The following is a 16,320-nucleotide window of genomic DNA, read 5'->3' as shown; positions in this document are numbered from 1 at the left end:
GCTCGACTGTTTCCAGCCAGCTCACCGAACATCGGTCAAACCACGATTGGCCAGAAGGGACTCCGCATGACTGTGATGACGCCGAAATTCGGGATGGGTGCCTCCGTGCGCCGCAAGGAAGATGCGGCGTTCATCACGGGCAAGGGGCGTTATACGGACGATTTCCTGCCTGAAGGCACACTGCATCTCTACGTGGTGCGTTCGCCTGTCGCCAAGGCGCAGTTTACGATCGCCTCGGTCGAGGAAGCACAGGCCGCGCCAGGCGTGCATCTGGTCCTGACGGGCGCGGATGTGGCGCATTTGAAGGATTTGCGCTCCGGCGCCATGCAGAAACAGCCCGACGGAACTCGCGCCCCCACCCGTGACATTCCGATCCTGTGCCGTGATCGTGTGCAATATGTGGGGGACGCGGTGGCGCTCGTGGTCGCCGACAGCCGCGCACAGGCACAAGACGCTGCAGAGCTGATCGAGATCGATTTCGATGACGAGGAGGCCATAGCGTCGACGGCAGCTGCGTTGACCGAGGATGCCCCGCTTGTCTGGCCGGAGCTCGGGTCGAATCGTGCCTTCCTCTACCATGTGGGCGACAAGGATAAGTCCGATGCGGCGTTCGCCAAGGCCGACCATGTGACCCGCATCCAGTTTGTGAACAACCGCCTCGTCTGTAACTACATGGAACCGCGCGCGGCCTTGGCCGAATGGCGCGACGACGAGAACCGCTTTGTGCTGACCACCGGCTCGCAGGGCGTTCATTCCATGCGCGGCATTCTGTGCAAAACCTTCGGCATCGAGCCGGAAAATCTGCGCGTGATCACGCCGGACGTTGGTGGCGGTTTTGGTCCGAAAACCTTTGTCTACCGTGAATACGCGATGGTCATGGAGGCGGCGAAACGCCTTGGCCGCCCGGTCAAGTGGACCGGTGACCGCAATGAGCATTTCATGACCGATGCGCAGGGGCGAGACAACGTCGTGACTGCCGAAATGGCAATGGACAGGGAAGGGCGTTTCCTTGGTCTACGGGTCGATCTCACGGCCAATATGGGCGCCTATATCTCGCAATATGGTCCCTTCATCCCGTTTGTCGGCGTCTCCATGTCGACCGGCGTCTATGACATTCAGGCGCTCGATGTGACGATCAACGGCGTCTACACCAACACCTGCCCGGTGGATGCCTATCGTGGGGCGGGCCGCCCGGAGGCGGCATTCCTGCTTGAAAAGCTGGTGGATGCCTGTGCGCGCGATCTTGGCATCGGGCGCGATGAGATCCGTCGCCGCAACTTCATCAGGCCCGAGCAGTTCCCCTATCGCACCCAGACTGGCCGTCTTTACGACGTCGGCGAGTTCGAGGGGCACATGAACAAATGCATGGAGAACGCCGGCTGGGCCACGTTCGATGAGCGGATTGAGGAATCGCGGCGCAACGGCAAACTGCGCGGCATCGGCATGGCCACCTATATTGAAGCCTGCGCCTTTGCCGGTTCGGAGCCTGCCCATGTGCGGCTGAACGAGGATGGCACCGTCACGCTTCTGATCGGCACCCAGTCCAACGGCCAGGGACACGCCACCGCCTATGCGCAATTCGTGGCCGACAAGCTCAATATCGACATCGACAGGATCACCGTGCGCCAGGGTGACACGGATGAATTGGCCTCCGGTGGCGGCACGGGCGGCTCGCGCTCAATTCCGCTGGGCGGTGTATCGGCCGCGCGGGCCGGCGAAGACCTTGCCGAGAAAATCCGCAAGCTTGCAGCCGATGAACTCGAAGCGTCGGTCGATGACATTGAACTGTCCGATGGAGCCGCCCGCATTGTCGGCACGGATCGCGCGGTCGACTTTGCAGCCATCGCCAAGGCCGCCAAGGCACCTGAAGATCTGGAAGGCTTCGGTGAATTCGTGCAGGAAGAGGCGACCTATCCGAATGGCACGCATATCTGCGAAGTCGAAATTGACCCGGAAACCGGACGCACCAAGGTGTTGGCCTATTGGATTGTCGATGATTTCGGCGCGACAGTGAACCCGATCCTTCTGGCTGGTCAGGTTCATGGGGGGGTTGCCCAGGGCCTTGGACAGGCCCTGACGGAGGACACGATTTACTCGGAAGATGGCCAACTCGTCACCGCAAGTTTCATGGACTATGCGATGCCGCGTGCGGACGATCTGCCGTTCATCCATTTTGAGACCCGCAACGTGCCCTCGACCACCAACGCGATGGGCATCAAGGGGGCTGGTGAAGCCGGCACGATCGGTGCCACGCCGGCTGTTCTCAACGCTGTGACGGATGCGCTCTACCGCGCCTACGGCATCACCCATATTGACATGCCCACCACGCCTTCGCGGGTGTGGGAGACGATCCGACAGGCCAGAGAGGCGGCATGACGGCTTTTTTGGCGATGGTTTTGCTCCACCCTCCCGCTTCTTTACCGGCCTTATAGGAAATCAGATCATGCCCGCTGAGACCGAAGTCGGTGCCGAAGGCAAACCACTGATCGGCATCGCGCTGAAGGTTATTTCGGTCTCGGTTTTCGTTATGATGTCCTCGCTGATCAAATCGGCGGGGATGGTGCCTTCAGGGCAGATCGTCTTCTTTCGCTCGTTCTTTGCGATATTCCCGATCATCGCCATGCTGGCCTGGCGACATGAGTTGGCAACGGCTTTCCGTACCACGCATCCTGTCAGCCACATCTTGCGCGGCCTTGTGGGGGTTACCTCCATGGGGCTTGGCTTTTTTGCGCTTACGCGCCTGCCTCTGCCCGACGCGATCACGCTCAATTACGCTCAACCGCTCATCGTTGTGGTCTTCTCGGCCATTTTCATGGGGGAGGTGGTGCGCATCTACCGTTGGAGCGCCGTTGCGGTCGGCTTTCTGGGGGTCATCATCATCGCCTGGCCGAAACTGACCCTTCTGACAGGAGATGCCGGTCTGGAGGCCGCTGAGGCCGTGGGTGTTATCGCAGCCCTGTGTGGCGCGACCGGCTCTGCCGTCGCCATGCTTTTGGTCCGTCGACTGGTCCAGACCGAGAAAACGGCCACCATTGTTCTGTGGTTCTCGGTGACGGCCACCGTACTTTCTCTGTTCACCATTCCTTTCGGATGGGCGGAATTATCGCGCGGTCAATATCTTGCTTTGGCCGGCGCGGGCATTTGCGGCGGGGTGGCGCAGATCCTGATGACGGAGTGCTATCGTCATGCGGAACTCTCCACCATCGCACCTTTCGAATATACGTCGATGATCCTCGCCATCGTGATCGGGTATTTCGCTTTCGGCGACGTGCCGACCCTTTACACACTGGTTGGCGGGATGATTGTGATCGGAGCCGGGCTCTTCATCATCTGGCGCGAGCGCCGCCTTGGCCTCAGGCGGGTCGCTGCCCGCCGCTTCGTGCCGCCTTCCTCATGAGCCTCGGCTCTGAAGCTGTCGCAAAAAGGCGGCGGTTGCAGCGTCGGCTGGAAAAAAACTTTCAATGGCAAGTTCTGACAGTGTCACGTCGAGTGGGGTGCCAAAAACGGTGGTCGTGGTGATGAAGGAAAGCTCCGCTCCTCCGAGGCGTAGACGAAGGGACACGGCGATCATGTCAGCGGCGCCGGGTTTGGGGTCCGGTCCGGTTTTTCTGACTGGATAGGCTGCCAGTTCCTTTTCCAGCGCTGTCAATTGCTGATCGGCCGACTGGTCGATGAGAAGGCGCAGCCTTTCCAGCACGTGCGCACGCCATCCAGACAGGTTCACAATGTTGGGAGCGAGACCTTCGGGGTGCAGGCTCAGACGCAGTACATTCACAGGCGGTTTCAGCAGGTCTTTATTGCTGACACCCTCAAGCAGCGGTGCGATGGCTTGGTTCGCTGCGACCATGGTCCAATGCCGGTCAATCGCGATGGCCGGGTTGGGCGCGTGGCCATCAAGAACAATCTGCACCGCGTCCATGGCGGGTTTCAATTCGGGATCATGGAGATCCCGCTCCGAGAAGCCTGGAGCAAACCCTGAGGCTATGAGGATTCGGTTGCGCTGACGAAGCGGGATGGAAAGGCTTTCCGACAAAAGCAAAACCATGTCCCGCGAGGGGTTGGAGCGGCCACTTTCAAGGAAACTGAGATGGCGCTGGGAAATACCCGCCTCCAGTGCCAGATGAAGTTGGCTCATGCGCCGGCGTTGACGCCACTCCCGGATGAGGGCGCCGGCGCTGGTTTGGGCGACCATGGTGATGTCTGGTTTCATGGGGTGACTGTAGAGCCGACCGGCGCCCATTTCCATTACCTCCCGGGTAATCGCCGGGAGGAGTTTCTTCGGTCAGTTTGCCCGGCATCGGGTTCGACATCCGATCATCCAGATACGCTGTGAAGAAGGGAAACCGCCATGCCGCTCACGCTCACACCCGCACTCAGAAAAACACTTCAGCTCGATGCCGTCACAAGTGGTGCTGCAGCAATTCTGCTGCTGGTTACGGCAGCACCGCTGTCACGACTTCTCGCCTTGCCCGAAGGGCTCCTGTTCTGGGCCGGCGTGGCGCTGGTGCCTTTCGTGATCGTGCTGTGGATGATTGCCTCCCGGGAAGCAACACCCCGTCTTCTGCTTATCGATGTGGTCTTGCTCAACGCCGGTTGGGCCGTGTCGAGCTTCGCAATGCTCGCGACTGGATGGGTCTCTCCAAATCTGCTCGGCATGGTCTTCGTGATTGCTCAGGCATGTGCGGTTGCCCTATTCGCATTGCTTCAATTTGCTGCAATGCGTGAGACGCACAGCTGAAAGGCACAAGACCGCACACGAGTGCGGCCCCGCCTTTTTGCATTCAATAGTTGAGATAGGGCGCAGCAGTCCAGAGCGGACCATTGCGCTCTTCATCTTTCAGGCTGGTTGAGCCGAAATGATAGCGAAAACCTGCCATGATGCCGTGAGAGGTTGTGTCCCCGGCAGGCAGATCGTCGGTGGCCGGCGAGCTTGATCGGAACCGGTATCCACCAAACGCGGTTATCGGTTGACTGGAAAGCCTGTAGTTGGCGGCCATGGAAACAGAGTAGGTTTTTCGCACCGTATCTTCGTTCATCAATCGCTCGAAGCCCGCATCGAGATCGAAACGCAGATTGTCGGTCTGATAGTATCGTGCACCAATCAGCCCATTGAGCTTGGATGCATCTTCCCCTTCCAATTGTGCCGCTTCCACGCCAATTTGGCCCAGAACGGTTGACTGGCTGAGAAAGACGGCACCTTCCAGTCCCACAGCGATTTCCTTCGGCCCCAATGCCAGGGTTTCGCTGGTGATCCGCTCATACTGTCCATAGAGGCCAAGAGCAAAGCGGTCAGGCTTGCGATAGTAGGTGTGCGCACCGAATGCGATGGTCTGGTCGGCAAGATCCTCGAGTTTCAGATTTTCAAACCGGCCATCGAGCTGGACATTGAAGCGCTCCCCGATCGGCAAGTTCGCCACGCCGCGCAGGCCCCATCCGCTGGTTTTGGCAGGATCATCGTCAAAATGGGCTTTGCCCAGTGCCGAATTTACCTCGACGAAGCCGGAAAAGTGCGGGCTGAACTCCAGCAGCAACGGCGCTTTCTCGACGTTCGGCGGAACAGGAACATCTGAGCTCACCAGATCCGCGCCAGACGCCGGATATGATCCGTAGACGATGAAAGAAAAAAGTAAAAACAGGCGCCCCCCGGAAGTGACACGAACACACATGCTCGACTCCGGGACGTTGTTACGAAACGCAATCGTGCGCCAACAGGGTTAACGCAGGCTTAACTTCAGTTCTTCTTTCGCCTCAACCAGCGCTTTCCAGCTTCAGTTTGATCTGCAGGAAATCCTGCCAGGCGAGCTTTTTGTGCGCCGGATTTCGAAGGAGGTATGCGGGGTGGAGGGTCGGCATGGTGGGGATGTCTAGGCCAGACGGCGTGTTGTGCATCGCCCAGTTGCCGCGCATCCGCATGATACCGGTCTGCGTGTTCAAAAGCAGCTTGGTTGAGGGATTCCCCAGCGTTACCAGAACTTTGGGTGCCACAAGTTCGATATGCCGTTCGATGAACGGGCGGCAGATTTCCGTTTCGAGCGGGGAGGGGTCCCGGTTGCCGGGCGGTCGCCACGGGATCACGTTGGAAATATAAACGGAGGTACGATCAAGACCGATGGCTGCCAACATCCGATCCAGCAACTTGCCGGAGCGACCAACGAAGGGAAGTCCCTGGATATCCTCGTCGCGGCCCGGCGCCTCGCCAACGAACATAACGCTGGCCTGCGGATTGCCGTCTGCGAAGACGGTGTTTTTCGCCGTGGTCTTGAGATTGCAGCCGTCGAAGTTCGAAAGCATATCGCGCAGCGCATCCAGGCTCTCAGCGCTTCTGGCGATCTCGCGCGCCCGCGCGGCCTGCGCATCGTCAGGGACCGCTGCTCTGACTGCGGCCGCAGCCGTGGAGCGGGGCTGCGTGGTCGCCACCGGTTTCTGCGGCGTTGGCTGCTGTCGTTGCGCGGCCCTTTTTTCCGCCTCCGCACGCGTTTCCTGAAAACGGTCGGGCGCTTCATCCAAAAGGGGCTCGTCCACACCGGCATCAGCATAGAAAGTCAGAAGCTCCCTTAGTCCAGCGGAGTCCATTGCGTCCAGTATCCTGAGCGTCAGCGAGGGTGAAAGGCGGCAGTTTCTCTTTCTTTGCCGCTGGTTGCAAGCTCAGGAAGCCGGAATGCGTGGGTCCTGCACCAGATAAAACACTGGTTTCGGGGTTAGGTCGGTGATTAGAAGCTGAAAAGTCACGGAATGACCGGCATTGACCGTGCCTGACTTGAACAGAAGCCGGTCATAGGGTTCGAGTTTGCGATCGTGCACTGCGAACGCATTGGAGCCGACGTGCTCGGATCCCACATTTCTCTGATCGAAGGAGAGGCCGTCCCCGTAGACGCTCGAGACGCCGCGCAACTCTTGCAGCTCGAATTCAAACTCGACCCAAGGCAGGTTGCTTGCATTGAGTGTGTCGATCTTCATGAAGAGATAGCCCGCTCCCGCCCTTTCGTCATAGGCATATCGCGGAACCTCCCCGGTGGTGCGGATGACGAGCACGACGGCAGACGCCGTATAAAGCTCCTGTTGGAGAAGCACGGGGTCGCTGCGCGAACCTGTGCCTGAAACAGCCAGAATGCGAAATCCGCCGAGCTCATCGGAAAAGGAATAGGGGCCAGCCTGCCAACGACCGTCATCTCCCGGCCCGGCGCCCAGAAGGACAGCGAGCAGAGGGAGAAAGACTATGGACACGGTTTGGGGCAGGGCAGTACCTCCCTTCCTTCCGCATTATATCGCCATTTCACGTTCCGGAGAACGAAAAAGCATGCCTCAGCCGCCCGTCTGCCAATCGGAGACTGCCTGTGAGGGATAGACAAGCTGGAGAATATTGAGCGTGAGATTGTCGCGGATCATGACCGCCATGAAAATCTCCGTCGTCACCACCAGAAGAATGCTGAGCCAGAGCGGAGATATTCGTGCGACGAAGAAGCCGGCGATAGTCGCAAGCGTGTCGGAGAGCGAATTGATGACACTATCCCCGTAATAGCCTTGGGCGAGCGCGGATTCGCGGTAGCGATTGATCACCATGGGCGTGTTTTCTGCCATCTCCCACGCAGCCTCCAGCCCTACGGCAAGCGCGAGACGATATCCGAACGGCATACGCGGGGCGACGAGCCAAAGGAGGCCGTAGAAGAGCAAACCGTGGAGAAAATGCGAGTAGGTGTACCAGTCGCCGATATGCTGGGAGGTCTCGGGGCCAGATGGGTCTGGGTACCAGAGTTTTACCGCACCGCAGTCGCAGAATGTTGTCTGCCCCATGAGTTTCAGGAACAGCGCCTGAATGGCAAGGATGGCGAGAACACAGAAAGCGGTCACCAAGACCGGACTTTGCCTGTAGGCCCTCAGCAACGGGTTTTCCCGGATGTCCACGTCCTGCCCCCAATCTTGAAACAGGCTGAAACTGCTTGGATTCGAGCCGCGAGGCAAACAGGAATTGCCTGCGCCCGATTTCTCAATTATTTACGTTTACGTTAAAGTAATATTGGTTTGCAGCAATCAGGAATGGGTTGATGCAACTTCTCTGGTTTCGACAGGCGCGCGGATGCGCTATAGCCCGGCGTTGAAACCGTTATGCGGGACTGATGGGTATCCGGATCGCGCCGGCACGAAACGAGAGCAGGGGCGCGCGAGAGAAAAAGACTGCGGAGGGTGGAATGAGCGAAGTGGAACGCGAAAGCATGGAATTCGATGTGGTCATCGTCGGCGCAGGTCCGGCGGGGCTGGCCGCGTCCATCCGGCTCAAGCAGCTGAACCCGGAGCTTTCCGTCGTCGTTCTCGAAAAGGGCGGTGAAGTCGGCGCACACATCCTGTCTGGTGCTGTCGTCGATACCATCGGTATCGACCGGCTTCTGCCGGAGTGGCGCGACGATCCCGATCACCCGTTCAAGACACCCGTCACCGACGATCAGTTTCTGGTTCTCGGGCCGGCGGGCTCCATGCGCATTCCCAATTTTCTGATGCCGCCGCTGATGAACAACCACGGCAACTACGCCGTCTCGCTCGGCAATGTCTGCCGCTGGCTTGCAGGCTATGCGGAGGGACTGGGCGTTGAAATCTATCCGGGCTTTGCTGCCGCCGAAGTGCTCTACAACGACGATGGCGCCGTGATTGGCGTCGCCACCGGCGATATGGGTGTCGAGCGGGATGGCTCGCACGGTCCCAACTATCAGCCTGGCATGGCGCTTCTGGGCAAATATGTCCTGATCGGCGAGGGCGTGCGCGGTTCGCTCGCCAAGCAGCTGATAGAGAAATTCGGCCTTGCTGAGGATCGCGAACCCCAGAAATTCGGCATCGGCCTGAAAGAACTCTGGGAGGTCAAGCCGGAGAACCACAGGCCGGGTCTCGTCCAGCATTCCTTCGGCTGGCCGCTCGACATGAAAACCGGCGGTGGCTCCTTCCTCTATCATCTGGAAAACAATCAGGTGGCGGTCGGTTTCGTGGTTCACTTGAACTACAAAAACCCGTTCCTCTCACCTTTTCAGGAATTCCAGCGTTTCAAGACGCATCCTGCGATCAGCAAGACGTTTGAAGGTGGCAAGCGCATCTCCTATGGCGCCCGCGCCATCACTGAAGGCGGCTACCAGTCTGTGCCAAAACTCGTCTTTCCTGGCGGTGCGCTCATCGGGTGCTCGGCCGGTTTCGTCAATGTTCCGCGCATCAAGGGCTCCCACAATGCGGTGCTCTCGGGAATGCTCGCCGCCGAGCATGTTGCGGAAGCGCTGGGAGCGGGACGTGTCAACGACACGCTGGAAGGCTACGAGGCTGCCTGGCGCGCCTCGGACATCGGCAAGGACCTGAAGAAGGTGCGCAACGTCAAGCCGCTCTGGTCGCGCTTCGGCACGCTTCTGGGCGTCGGCATTGGCGGCTTCGACATGTGGGTGAATTCGCTGTTCGGCTTCTCGCTGTTCGGCACCCTGAAACATGGCAAGACCGACGCGGCTTCGCTGGAGCCGGCCGCAAAACACAGGCCCATCGACTATCCGAAACCCGACGGTGTGCTCACCTTCGACCGTCTTTCCTCCGTATTCCTGTCCAACACCAATCATGAAGAGGATCAGCCGGTTCATCTTCAGGTGAAGGACATGGAACTGCAGAAGACGTCGGAATACGCCGTCTATGCCGGCCCGTCCTCGCGCTATTGTCCTGCCGGTGTCTACGAGTGGGTGGATGCTGACGGCAACGCGCTCACCGATGGCAGCGATGTGGCTGACGCCCGCTTCGTCATCAACGCGCAGAACTGCGTCCATTGCAAGACCTGCGACATCAAGGACCCGAACCAGAACATCAACTGGGTGCCGCCACAGGGCGGCGAGGGCCCCGTCTATACCGGGATGTAGAGAGATTGTCCGACCCCGCATCCGAAAATGCAGCAGCCAACGCCGTTGATGAAGAGGCGCTGGCCGAGGCCTATAATCGTGCTCTGGCGCTTGAAAAGGCCGGCGATTTCGACGCAGCTGCCGAAGCCTATCGCGAGGTGCTGGCTCTTGACCCTGCCGACCACGGCGGTGCAGCAGTACGGCTTGCCTCGATGGGGCGGGGCGAGACGCCGTCTCGGGCATCGGAAGCCTATGTGGCGACGCTGTTCGATCAGCACGCCGGCGCGTTTGAGAGCATTCTGGTCGATCAACTCGGCTACGACGTGCCGGCACTGACCCGCAGGGCGCTTGATGAGGTGGCGCCTGGGCCTTTCCGGCGCATGCTGGATCTGGGTTGTGGAACGGGGCTCGCCGGCGAGGTCTTGCGCGACATTGCGGACCACATCACCGGCGTCGACCTGTCGGAAACCATGATCGAGGTCACCGACGAAAAAGAGCTCTACGACGCGCTTTATGTGGGCGACGCTGTGGATTTTCTTCATCACGCGGATGTCGAACCCTTCGACCTGATCACCGCAACCGACGTTTTGCCCTATCTAGGTGATCTGGAAGCCTTCTTTGCCGGTGCGGCAGAACTTGCCACGGACGGTGCAGTTCTGGCCTTTTCAAGCGAAACCCTGCCGGATGAGGTGCTCGCCGGGCGCGCCTTCATGGTCGGGCCGCATCAGCGCTTCGCCCATTCCGAGAGCTATCTTGCCGAAATGCTTGCCGGGCATGGCTTTACAGGTCTGGCCATTGCCTACATCGTGGTGCGGCACGAAATGGGAAAACCGGTTCCCGGTCACCTGGTCGTCGCACGCAGGAAGCCGGCCGATTAACGTCCGTTTCTGGCGAGCTTCACTTCGATCACCTCATCCGGTTGGCTGGTCGGTTGGATGCCGAATTCGAGCAAAACCGGCAGATGATCGGACCCCACATCCTCAAGACGTTCAACCGTCAGCGGCACGATGCGGCCCTTGGTAAACACATTGTCGATGGGCAGACCCACCAGCCGGCGGAGCGCTTCTGGCACGACGGGCTTCATCCATGTGGGGCCGATGCCAGGCATGAGATCCATCTCCCCGGCTGCAGCCACACGGTGCGCCGTCACACTCCAGGGGGTGGCGTTTAAATCTCCGGCAAGGATGGCTGTTTGAGGGAAACGTTCCAGCACGGGCGCAACCCGGCTTACCTGGTGATGCTGTTCGAATGGCCACGGCCAGCCGAGATGCAATGCGCCGATTTCCACTGCGTCCGCACCCAGCCGAACGGTTGCCACCGCCATGGAGCCGCGGTCATAGCAGGCAAAGGCCTGCGGATCAGCGAATGGCCGGCGCGAGAGAATGGCTACGCCGCCAATGCGCGCAGGCGGTGGACAAACCACCCGGTAGGGATAGGTAGCTTCGAGAAACTTGAGTTCCTTCACCCACATGCCCGAGACCTCGTTCAGCGTGACGATGTCGGGCTTGGTGCGGCCGATCAGTGAGAAGACCTGCTTGGGGGTTGCATTGTCATATCGCAGGTTGAGTTGCAGAAGCCTATACCGTGCCGCCGGCGCGTCTGCCTCTCCGGCCCTTGCCGAACCGGCAGTGGCCTGAACGGGAAGCAGTGTTGCGCTCAGAGTGGCGATGCCAAGCACGGCTCCCGCTGCACCGATCTGACGCCAGCCTTTCACAAAAAGCAGCGGAGCCGCCATGAGAGCGATGAGCACTGCGAGATGAAGACGGAAATGTGCCATGGAATCGAGGGCAGGGTGAAGCCTGCCCCAGAAGCCAGCGACCAGCGGAAAAGACACCAGAACCACGCCGATTGCCAGAAAGGCCGGCAGCATTGATGCAATCCTCGGTCTCTTCATTGCCTCGCGCCCATTGTTTCCGTCTCGATTCAGCAGCGCCTAATCGCATTTTTGGGCTATTGGAAGGCGGTCTCGAAAAAGCTCCGCAATTTGCGTGAATGGAGCCGCTCGGGCGGCATGGCTGCAAGCTTTTCCACGGCTCTCATCCCGATCTTGAGATGTTGCGAAACCTGCCTCTTGTAGAAATCGGTGGCCATGCCCGGGAGCTTCAGCTCGCCGTGGAGTGGCTTGTCGGAAACGCACAGTAAAGTTCCGTAGGGGACGCGGAAGCGGAAGCCGTTGGCGGCTATCGTTGCCGATTCCATGTCGAGCGCGATTGCGCGGGATTGTGAGAGGCGCTGGACCGGACCGCGCTGCTCGCGCAGTTCCCAGTTGCGGTTGTCGATCGTCGCGACCGTGCCGGTGCGCATGATGCGCTTTAATTCATAACCGGAAAGTCCGGTGATCTCAGCGACCGCTTCCTGAAGCGCCACCTGAACCTCCGCCAGCGCCGGCAGCGGCACCCAGACGGGCAGGTCGTCGTCAAGGACATGGTCTTCGCGTACATAGGCATGCGCCAGAACGTAGTCGCCGAGCGCCTGTGTGTTCCTCAGGCCGGCGCAGTGGCCGAGCATGAGCCAGGCGTGCGGACGCAGCACAGCCACATGATCGGTGATCGTCTTGGCGTTGGAGGGGCCAACGCCGATATTCACCATTGTGATGCCCGCATGGCCATCGCGCGTCAGGTGGTAGGCCGGCATCTGTGGCAGGCGGGCAAGGGCGCTGGCGGACGGGCTCGTCTCGCCGGCCATTGTGATGATATTGCCCGGCTCCACGAAGGAGGTGTAGCCATTTCCGCCCTCGGCCATCATCTCGCGGGCAAGCGCGCAGAACTCGTCGATATAGAACTGGTAGTTCGTAAAGAGCACGAAGTTCTGGAAGTGCGCCGGCGCCGTGGCGGTATAGTGTGAAAGCCGGTGCAGCGAATAGTCGACCCGCTGTGCGGTAAAGGGGGCGAGCGGCAGGGGCTCGCCGGGCAGGGCCTCATGCGTGCCGTTGACGATATGGTCGTCCGTGGCGTTGAGGTCCGGCACATCGAAAAGATCGCGCAGCGGCCGCTTCAGCCTATCAGCGATGGAGCCTTCCACATATGTGTCCTGGAGAAATGCGAAATGCAGCGGGATCGGCGTTTCCGATTCGGATATCGTGATGGGCACACCGTGGTTCCGGATCACCAACCCTAGCTGGTCGATCAGGTAGTCTTCAAAGAGATCAGGCCGGGTGATCGTGGTGGCGTAAACACCGGGCGCAGCCACATGGCCATAAGCCAGCCGCGTATCGATCTGGGCGTAGGAGCCCGTGGCAAGGCTGATTTCGGGATAAAAGGCGCGAAAGCGGCGGTCGCTCTCGCCGTCCTGGGCGACTTGCGCGAAGGCATCGCGCAGGAATGCTGTGTTGCGCTCATAGAGCGCTTTCAATGCCGCAACGGCTTCGCGAGCATCGGTAAAGCTTTTCCGGGCAAATGGCTCGGGGCTTGAAATCGTCTGAATGGGCTGGGGGTATATTCTGTGTTCCATGGCCTTTTATATGGATATTCTTCTTCTTCTCAAGACCTGAGCCTACCTCGAACGCTTCAGACTGACCATCAGGACGAGGCCCGCACCGCTCGAGCGTTCATAATCCCCTTCGATGATGTTTTCATTACCGGCACGGACGTTCTGGACCGCAAGAAGCGGTGAGCCGATCAGAGCGGCAAACATCAATCCCCGAGCCATGTGTGTGATCGTCCGCATCGTCTCTTACCTCAACTCATCTCGTTCAGCGCAGAATTGTTCTGCCGCAAAGCGCGGTCTGCTCACCGGAGCAGGAGAACGGCCGATTGTTCTGCCAGGGATCGGAAGGCCTGCTCGCTTCTGCGACCAGTATGGCAAGCCCCATGCCGAAGATGGCGGTGATCAGGCAGACAATTGAAAAGCGGCGCATCAACATCGGTTTGTCCTCATTGTCGCCATCACTGTGGCAGACGCGGACTGAACCGATACTGAGAGGGATATTCATCCAGGGTTCAGCAGTGTTAACGCCCCGATTATGGATAAATAACGGATCGTTGAAGAGCAGGCGCGTTGCAAAGTCGGCACCCGGTGCTTACCTCCCCGGGTATTGCCGCAATCCTCCCCCGACTGCGCGGCGCCCAACAGCTGGAGGCAACAAAGCATGACCACCCAGACCAAGCCGATCGAACTCTATTATTGGCCCACGCCCAATGGCTGGAAAATCACCATTTATCTTGAAGAGACCGGGCTTCCCTACGATGTGCACTATGTGAATATCGGCAAGGGCGAGCAGTTCGAACCCTCCTTCCTCAAGATCGCGCCGAACAACCGCATGCCGGCGATTGTGGACCCTGAAGGACCGGGTGGCGAGCCGATCTCCGTTTTCGAATCGGGTGCGATTCTGCAGTATCTTGGCCGCAAGACGGGCAAGTTCTATCCCACCGATGAGCGAGCGCGTGTCGAGGTGGATCAATGGCTCTTTTGGCAGATGGGAGGTCTCGGTCCGATGGCCGGCCAGGCCCATCACTTCCGCAAATACGCCCCGGAAAAAATTGCCTACGGCATCGATCGCTACACCAATGAGGTGAACCGACTTTACGGTGTCATGAACAAACGTCTCGCAGACCGGCCATTCCTCGCCGGCGATGAATACACGATTGCCGACATGGCAAGCGTGGGTTGGGTGAAACCCTATGAACAGCAGGGCCAGGACCTCAACGATTTCCCGAACCTGAAGCGCTGGTTCGAAACCATCATGGCGCGGCCGGCGGTCGTGCGCGCTCTGGAGGTTGGTCAGGAACACCGTCGCAACATCGCTGAAGACAAGGAAGCACAGAAGGTGCTCTTTGGTCAGCGCGCCAGCTGACGACAGTTTTGTGCGTTTGAGGCAGGGCGGGCGTCCTCGGGGCGCCCGCCCTGTTTTTTGTCTATCCGAGCCGTATCAGCAGGATGGCAAGGATGAGAATGCCCACACCCAGCCAACTCGTCAGGTTGAGGCGCTGGCCGAAGACGAGCCAGACGGCCAGCGCCAGTAGCGCGAAGGCCGCCATGATGAGCAGGACGGCAGCGCTTCCCCAGCCTCTGCGTGCGAAACCGTTCGATTTCTCGAGTGCCAGATTGGCGAGGATGTCTAGCGCCACCGATCCCAGGACATAACCCATATAGATGCTCATCGTGTCTCGCCCCGCTGGTGGTGACCATAGTTGATCACCGCGATCCCGAGCAGGGCCACACCGATGCCGATGCCCTGAACCAACGAGATTGCCTCGTCGAGAAGGTAGAGGGAGGTGAGGGCGATCAGGATCATGCCGAACCCTTCCCAGAACGCATTGGCAAGCGCGACCGGGATGCGCAGCGTCGCGCGCCCCAGAAAGAGATAGGCGATGCCGATCATGGCAATCGCCGCCAGCGTTCCCTGAAGAAGCGCGCCGCCGGACACCAGGAGCTTCATGAGTGTGGTCCCGACCACTTCTGCAAAGACCGCAGCGATCAGATAGAACCAGTGCAATTTCGACCTCATAGCGTCAGATCAAGTTTTATGTCGCTTGATTGAGATATCTGCCCGTTTCACGTATGGAAAATCGCTGAGCGACAGGATTTTTGACGAAGAAGCTTTGCCGTGAGACTGGATTATCTGGAATACTTCGAGGCAGCGGCGCGCGCGGGGTCAATTTCCGGCGCTGCGCTTCAGCTCGGTCGCAACCGCTCTACGATCAGTATGGCGATCGCTGCTCTCGAGGATGAGCTTGGAACGCAACTTTTTATCAGGCGCGGCAACAGCCTGAGCCTGTCGCCGGTCGGCGAGCACATTCTCGATGACTGCGCCCGCATTGTTGCGCTTTCAAACAGCATCATCGAGCGTTGTGCGCGTGGCAAGGAGACTTCCGGTCAGGAATTGCGGATCGGCCGTGATGATGTTCTGCCGGAAAATTTCTGGCGACACGTGATCCGGGCCATCCGAAAGGTGCGGCCCAATGTGCGTCTCAGCATGCGCTATGCCGAGAGTGACGTGCTTCCCGAGCTGGTTCGGGAAGGGCAGCTTGATATTGCTTATTTCGTTTCTTCAGGACGTGCCGGCCCCGCTCCGGGACTTTACAGCCGCGTTGTCGCACGCATCGGAATGCGAATGATGGTGGCAAGAAGTCATCCGCTCCACTCCATGAGCTACGTCGCCGACGATGATCTCGCGGTACTGCCGCAGATCACTTACCTCGACAGCACACAGCACGAGCGGTTCCACCTTGAGGCTATGGGAAGCGAACGCATCGCCCTCAGCAGTTTCGAACTGGGAAAAGACGCGATCTGTGACGGTTTGGGATGGGGGTATGTGCCGGAATCTCTTTTGTCGGAAGAAGACGATGCGCAGCTCGGCCAGATCAGACACGGGCTCGGCACTGCCTGGTATCCATACTTCGTGTGCAGTCGCGAGCCGCTCGCCACCGGGGTGAGGGCGGGGGCAGCACTGCTACCATGCGCACACGATATCATTCTCTCTCAAATGCGCAGTGAAGGCCTCATCGAAGACTGAACCCCACGCCTTCCGCAG

Annotated in this window: 18 protein-coding genes; 7 read left to right on the top strand and 11 right to left on the bottom strand. The window is 59.4% G+C overall.

Translation table 11 applies throughout. The features are described 5' to 3' along the window. The first annotated feature begins 66 nt into the window (after positions 1-66). Both H7H48_RS03735 and H7H48_RS03730 read left to right on the top strand, forming a co-directional pair. Positions 67-2,376: a xanthine dehydrogenase family protein molybdopterin-binding subunit gene (locus tag H7H48_RS03735; protein WP_229447449.1), complete on the top strand. Its 2,310-nt coding sequence runs from the start codon at positions 67-69 to the stop codon at positions 2,374-2,376. Between the two features lie 67 nt (positions 2,377-2,443). Next, complete coding sequence (locus H7H48_RS03730; protein WP_229447448.1) at positions 2,444-3,397, top strand: DMT family transporter; 954 nt, start codon at positions 2,444-2,446, stop codon at positions 3,395-3,397. Here H7H48_RS03730 and H7H48_RS03725 read toward each other — a convergent pair. Further along, the gene (locus H7H48_RS03725) at positions 3,392-4,192 is read right to left on the bottom strand and encodes a helix-turn-helix domain-containing protein (protein WP_370633325.1); all 801 of its coding nucleotides are present in this window, start codon (positions 4,190-4,192) and stop codon (positions 3,392-3,394) included. The two genes, H7H48_RS03730 and H7H48_RS03725, sit on opposite strands and share 6 nt — an antisense overlap. 156 nt (positions 4,193-4,348) lie before the next feature. Here H7H48_RS03725 and H7H48_RS03720 point away from each other — a divergent pair, with 156 nt between their 5' ends. Then, positions 4,349-4,738: a hypothetical protein gene (locus H7H48_RS03720; protein ID WP_229447447.1), complete on the top strand. Its 390-nt coding sequence runs from the start codon at positions 4,349-4,351 to the stop codon at positions 4,736-4,738. Between the two features lie 43 nt (positions 4,739-4,781). On the opposite strand, the gene H7H48_RS03715 is transcribed toward H7H48_RS03720, so the two are convergent. The 4 genes from H7H48_RS03715 to H7H48_RS03700 all read right to left on the bottom strand — a co-directional run bounded on the left by H7H48_RS03715 (position 4,782) and on the right by H7H48_RS03700 (position 7,848). Next, positions 4,782-5,576 carry a hypothetical protein gene (locus H7H48_RS03715; RefSeq protein WP_229447446.1) on the bottom strand — a complete coding sequence of 265 codons (795 nt, stop codon included), beginning with the start codon at positions 5,574-5,576 and terminating at the stop codon, positions 4,782-4,784. Positions 5,577-5,748: 172 nt separating this feature from the next. Next, on the bottom strand, positions 5,749-6,573 hold the full coding sequence (locus tag H7H48_RS03710; protein WP_229447445.1) for a uracil-DNA glycosylase family protein: 825 nt from the start codon (positions 6,571-6,573) through the stop codon (positions 5,749-5,751). Positions 6,574-6,645: 72 nt separating this feature from the next. Further along, positions 6,646-7,224 (bottom strand): hypothetical protein, encoded by a 579-nt coding sequence (locus H7H48_RS03705; RefSeq protein WP_229447444.1) that lies wholly within the window; start codon positions 7,222-7,224, stop codon positions 6,646-6,648. A 78-nt stretch (positions 7,225-7,302) separates the two neighbouring features. Beyond that, complete coding sequence (locus tag H7H48_RS03700) at positions 7,303-7,848, bottom strand: DUF2585 family protein (protein ID WP_229447443.1); 546 nt, start codon at positions 7,846-7,848, stop codon at positions 7,303-7,305. A 338-nt stretch (positions 7,849-8,186) separates the two neighbouring features. Between H7H48_RS03700 and H7H48_RS03695 the strand changes: the two genes are divergently transcribed. After that, positions 8,187-9,869, top strand: a complete 1,683-nt coding sequence (locus H7H48_RS03695) for an electron transfer flavoprotein-ubiquinone oxidoreductase (RefSeq protein ID WP_229447442.1) — start codon at positions 8,187-8,189, stop codon at positions 9,867-9,869. A 5-nt stretch (positions 9,870-9,874) separates the two neighbouring features. Then, positions 9,875-10,726, top strand: coding sequence for a methyltransferase domain-containing protein (locus H7H48_RS03690; RefSeq protein WP_229447441.1), 852 nt, complete (start codon positions 9,875-9,877; stop codon positions 10,724-10,726). On the opposite strand, the gene H7H48_RS03685 is transcribed toward H7H48_RS03690, so the two are convergent. From H7H48_RS03685 to H7H48_RS03670, 4 genes are all read right to left on the bottom strand, one after another. After that, a complete protein-coding gene (locus H7H48_RS03685) occupies positions 10,723-11,718 on the bottom strand; it encodes an endonuclease/exonuclease/phosphatase family protein (protein ID WP_229447440.1) in 996 nt (331 codons plus the stop codon). The two genes, H7H48_RS03690 and H7H48_RS03685, sit on opposite strands and share 4 nt — an antisense overlap. Before the next feature lie 80 nt (positions 11,719-11,798). Continuing rightward, a complete protein-coding gene (locus tag H7H48_RS03680; protein ID WP_229447439.1) occupies positions 11,799-13,298 on the bottom strand; it encodes an AMP nucleosidase in 1,500 nt (499 codons plus the stop codon). Positions 13,299-13,340: 42 nt separating this feature from the next. Continuing rightward, on the bottom strand, positions 13,341-13,514 hold the full coding sequence (locus H7H48_RS03675) for a hypothetical protein (protein ID WP_157776520.1): 174 nt from the start codon (positions 13,512-13,514) through the stop codon (positions 13,341-13,343). A 25-nt stretch (positions 13,515-13,539) separates the two neighbouring features. Then, positions 13,540-13,779 (bottom strand): hypothetical protein, encoded by a 240-nt coding sequence (locus H7H48_RS03670; protein ID WP_229448158.1) that lies wholly within the window; start codon positions 13,777-13,779, stop codon positions 13,540-13,542. 156 nt (positions 13,780-13,935) lie between these two features. On the opposite strand from H7H48_RS03670, the gene H7H48_RS03665 reads away from it, so the two are divergent. Continuing rightward, positions 13,936-14,640 (top strand): glutathione S-transferase family protein, encoded by a 705-nt coding sequence (locus H7H48_RS03665; RefSeq protein ID WP_229447438.1) that lies wholly within the window; start codon positions 13,936-13,938, stop codon positions 14,638-14,640. A 61-nt stretch (positions 14,641-14,701) separates the two neighbouring features. On the opposite strand, the gene H7H48_RS03660 is transcribed toward H7H48_RS03665, so the two are convergent. Together H7H48_RS03660 and H7H48_RS03655 are read right to left on the bottom strand one after the other, a co-directional pair. Continuing rightward, a complete protein-coding gene (locus tag H7H48_RS03660; RefSeq protein WP_229447437.1) occupies positions 14,702-14,947 on the bottom strand; it encodes a multidrug transporter subunit MdtI in 246 nt (81 codons plus the stop codon). After that, the gene (locus tag H7H48_RS03655) at positions 14,944-15,294 is read right to left on the bottom strand and encodes a multidrug efflux SMR transporter (RefSeq protein ID WP_229447436.1); all 351 of its coding nucleotides are present in this window, start codon (positions 15,292-15,294) and stop codon (positions 14,944-14,946) included. Before H7H48_RS03655 ends, H7H48_RS03660 begins: the two co-directional genes overlap by 4 nt. A gap of 99 nt (positions 15,295-15,393) precedes the next feature. Between H7H48_RS03655 and H7H48_RS03650 the strand changes: the two genes are divergently transcribed. Then, a complete protein-coding gene (locus H7H48_RS03650) occupies positions 15,394-16,302 on the top strand; it encodes a LysR family transcriptional regulator (protein ID WP_229447435.1) in 909 nt (302 codons plus the stop codon). Positions 16,303-16,320: the final 18 nt, after the last annotated feature.

The organism is Nitratireductor sp. B36, from assembly GCF_020833685.1.
Lineage (GTDB): Bacteria > Pseudomonadota > Alphaproteobacteria > Rhizobiales > Rhizobiaceae > Nitratireductor.
The sequence above is the reverse complement of the archived record's forward strand: the minus strand, read 5'-3'. Positions and strand labels throughout refer to the sequence as shown.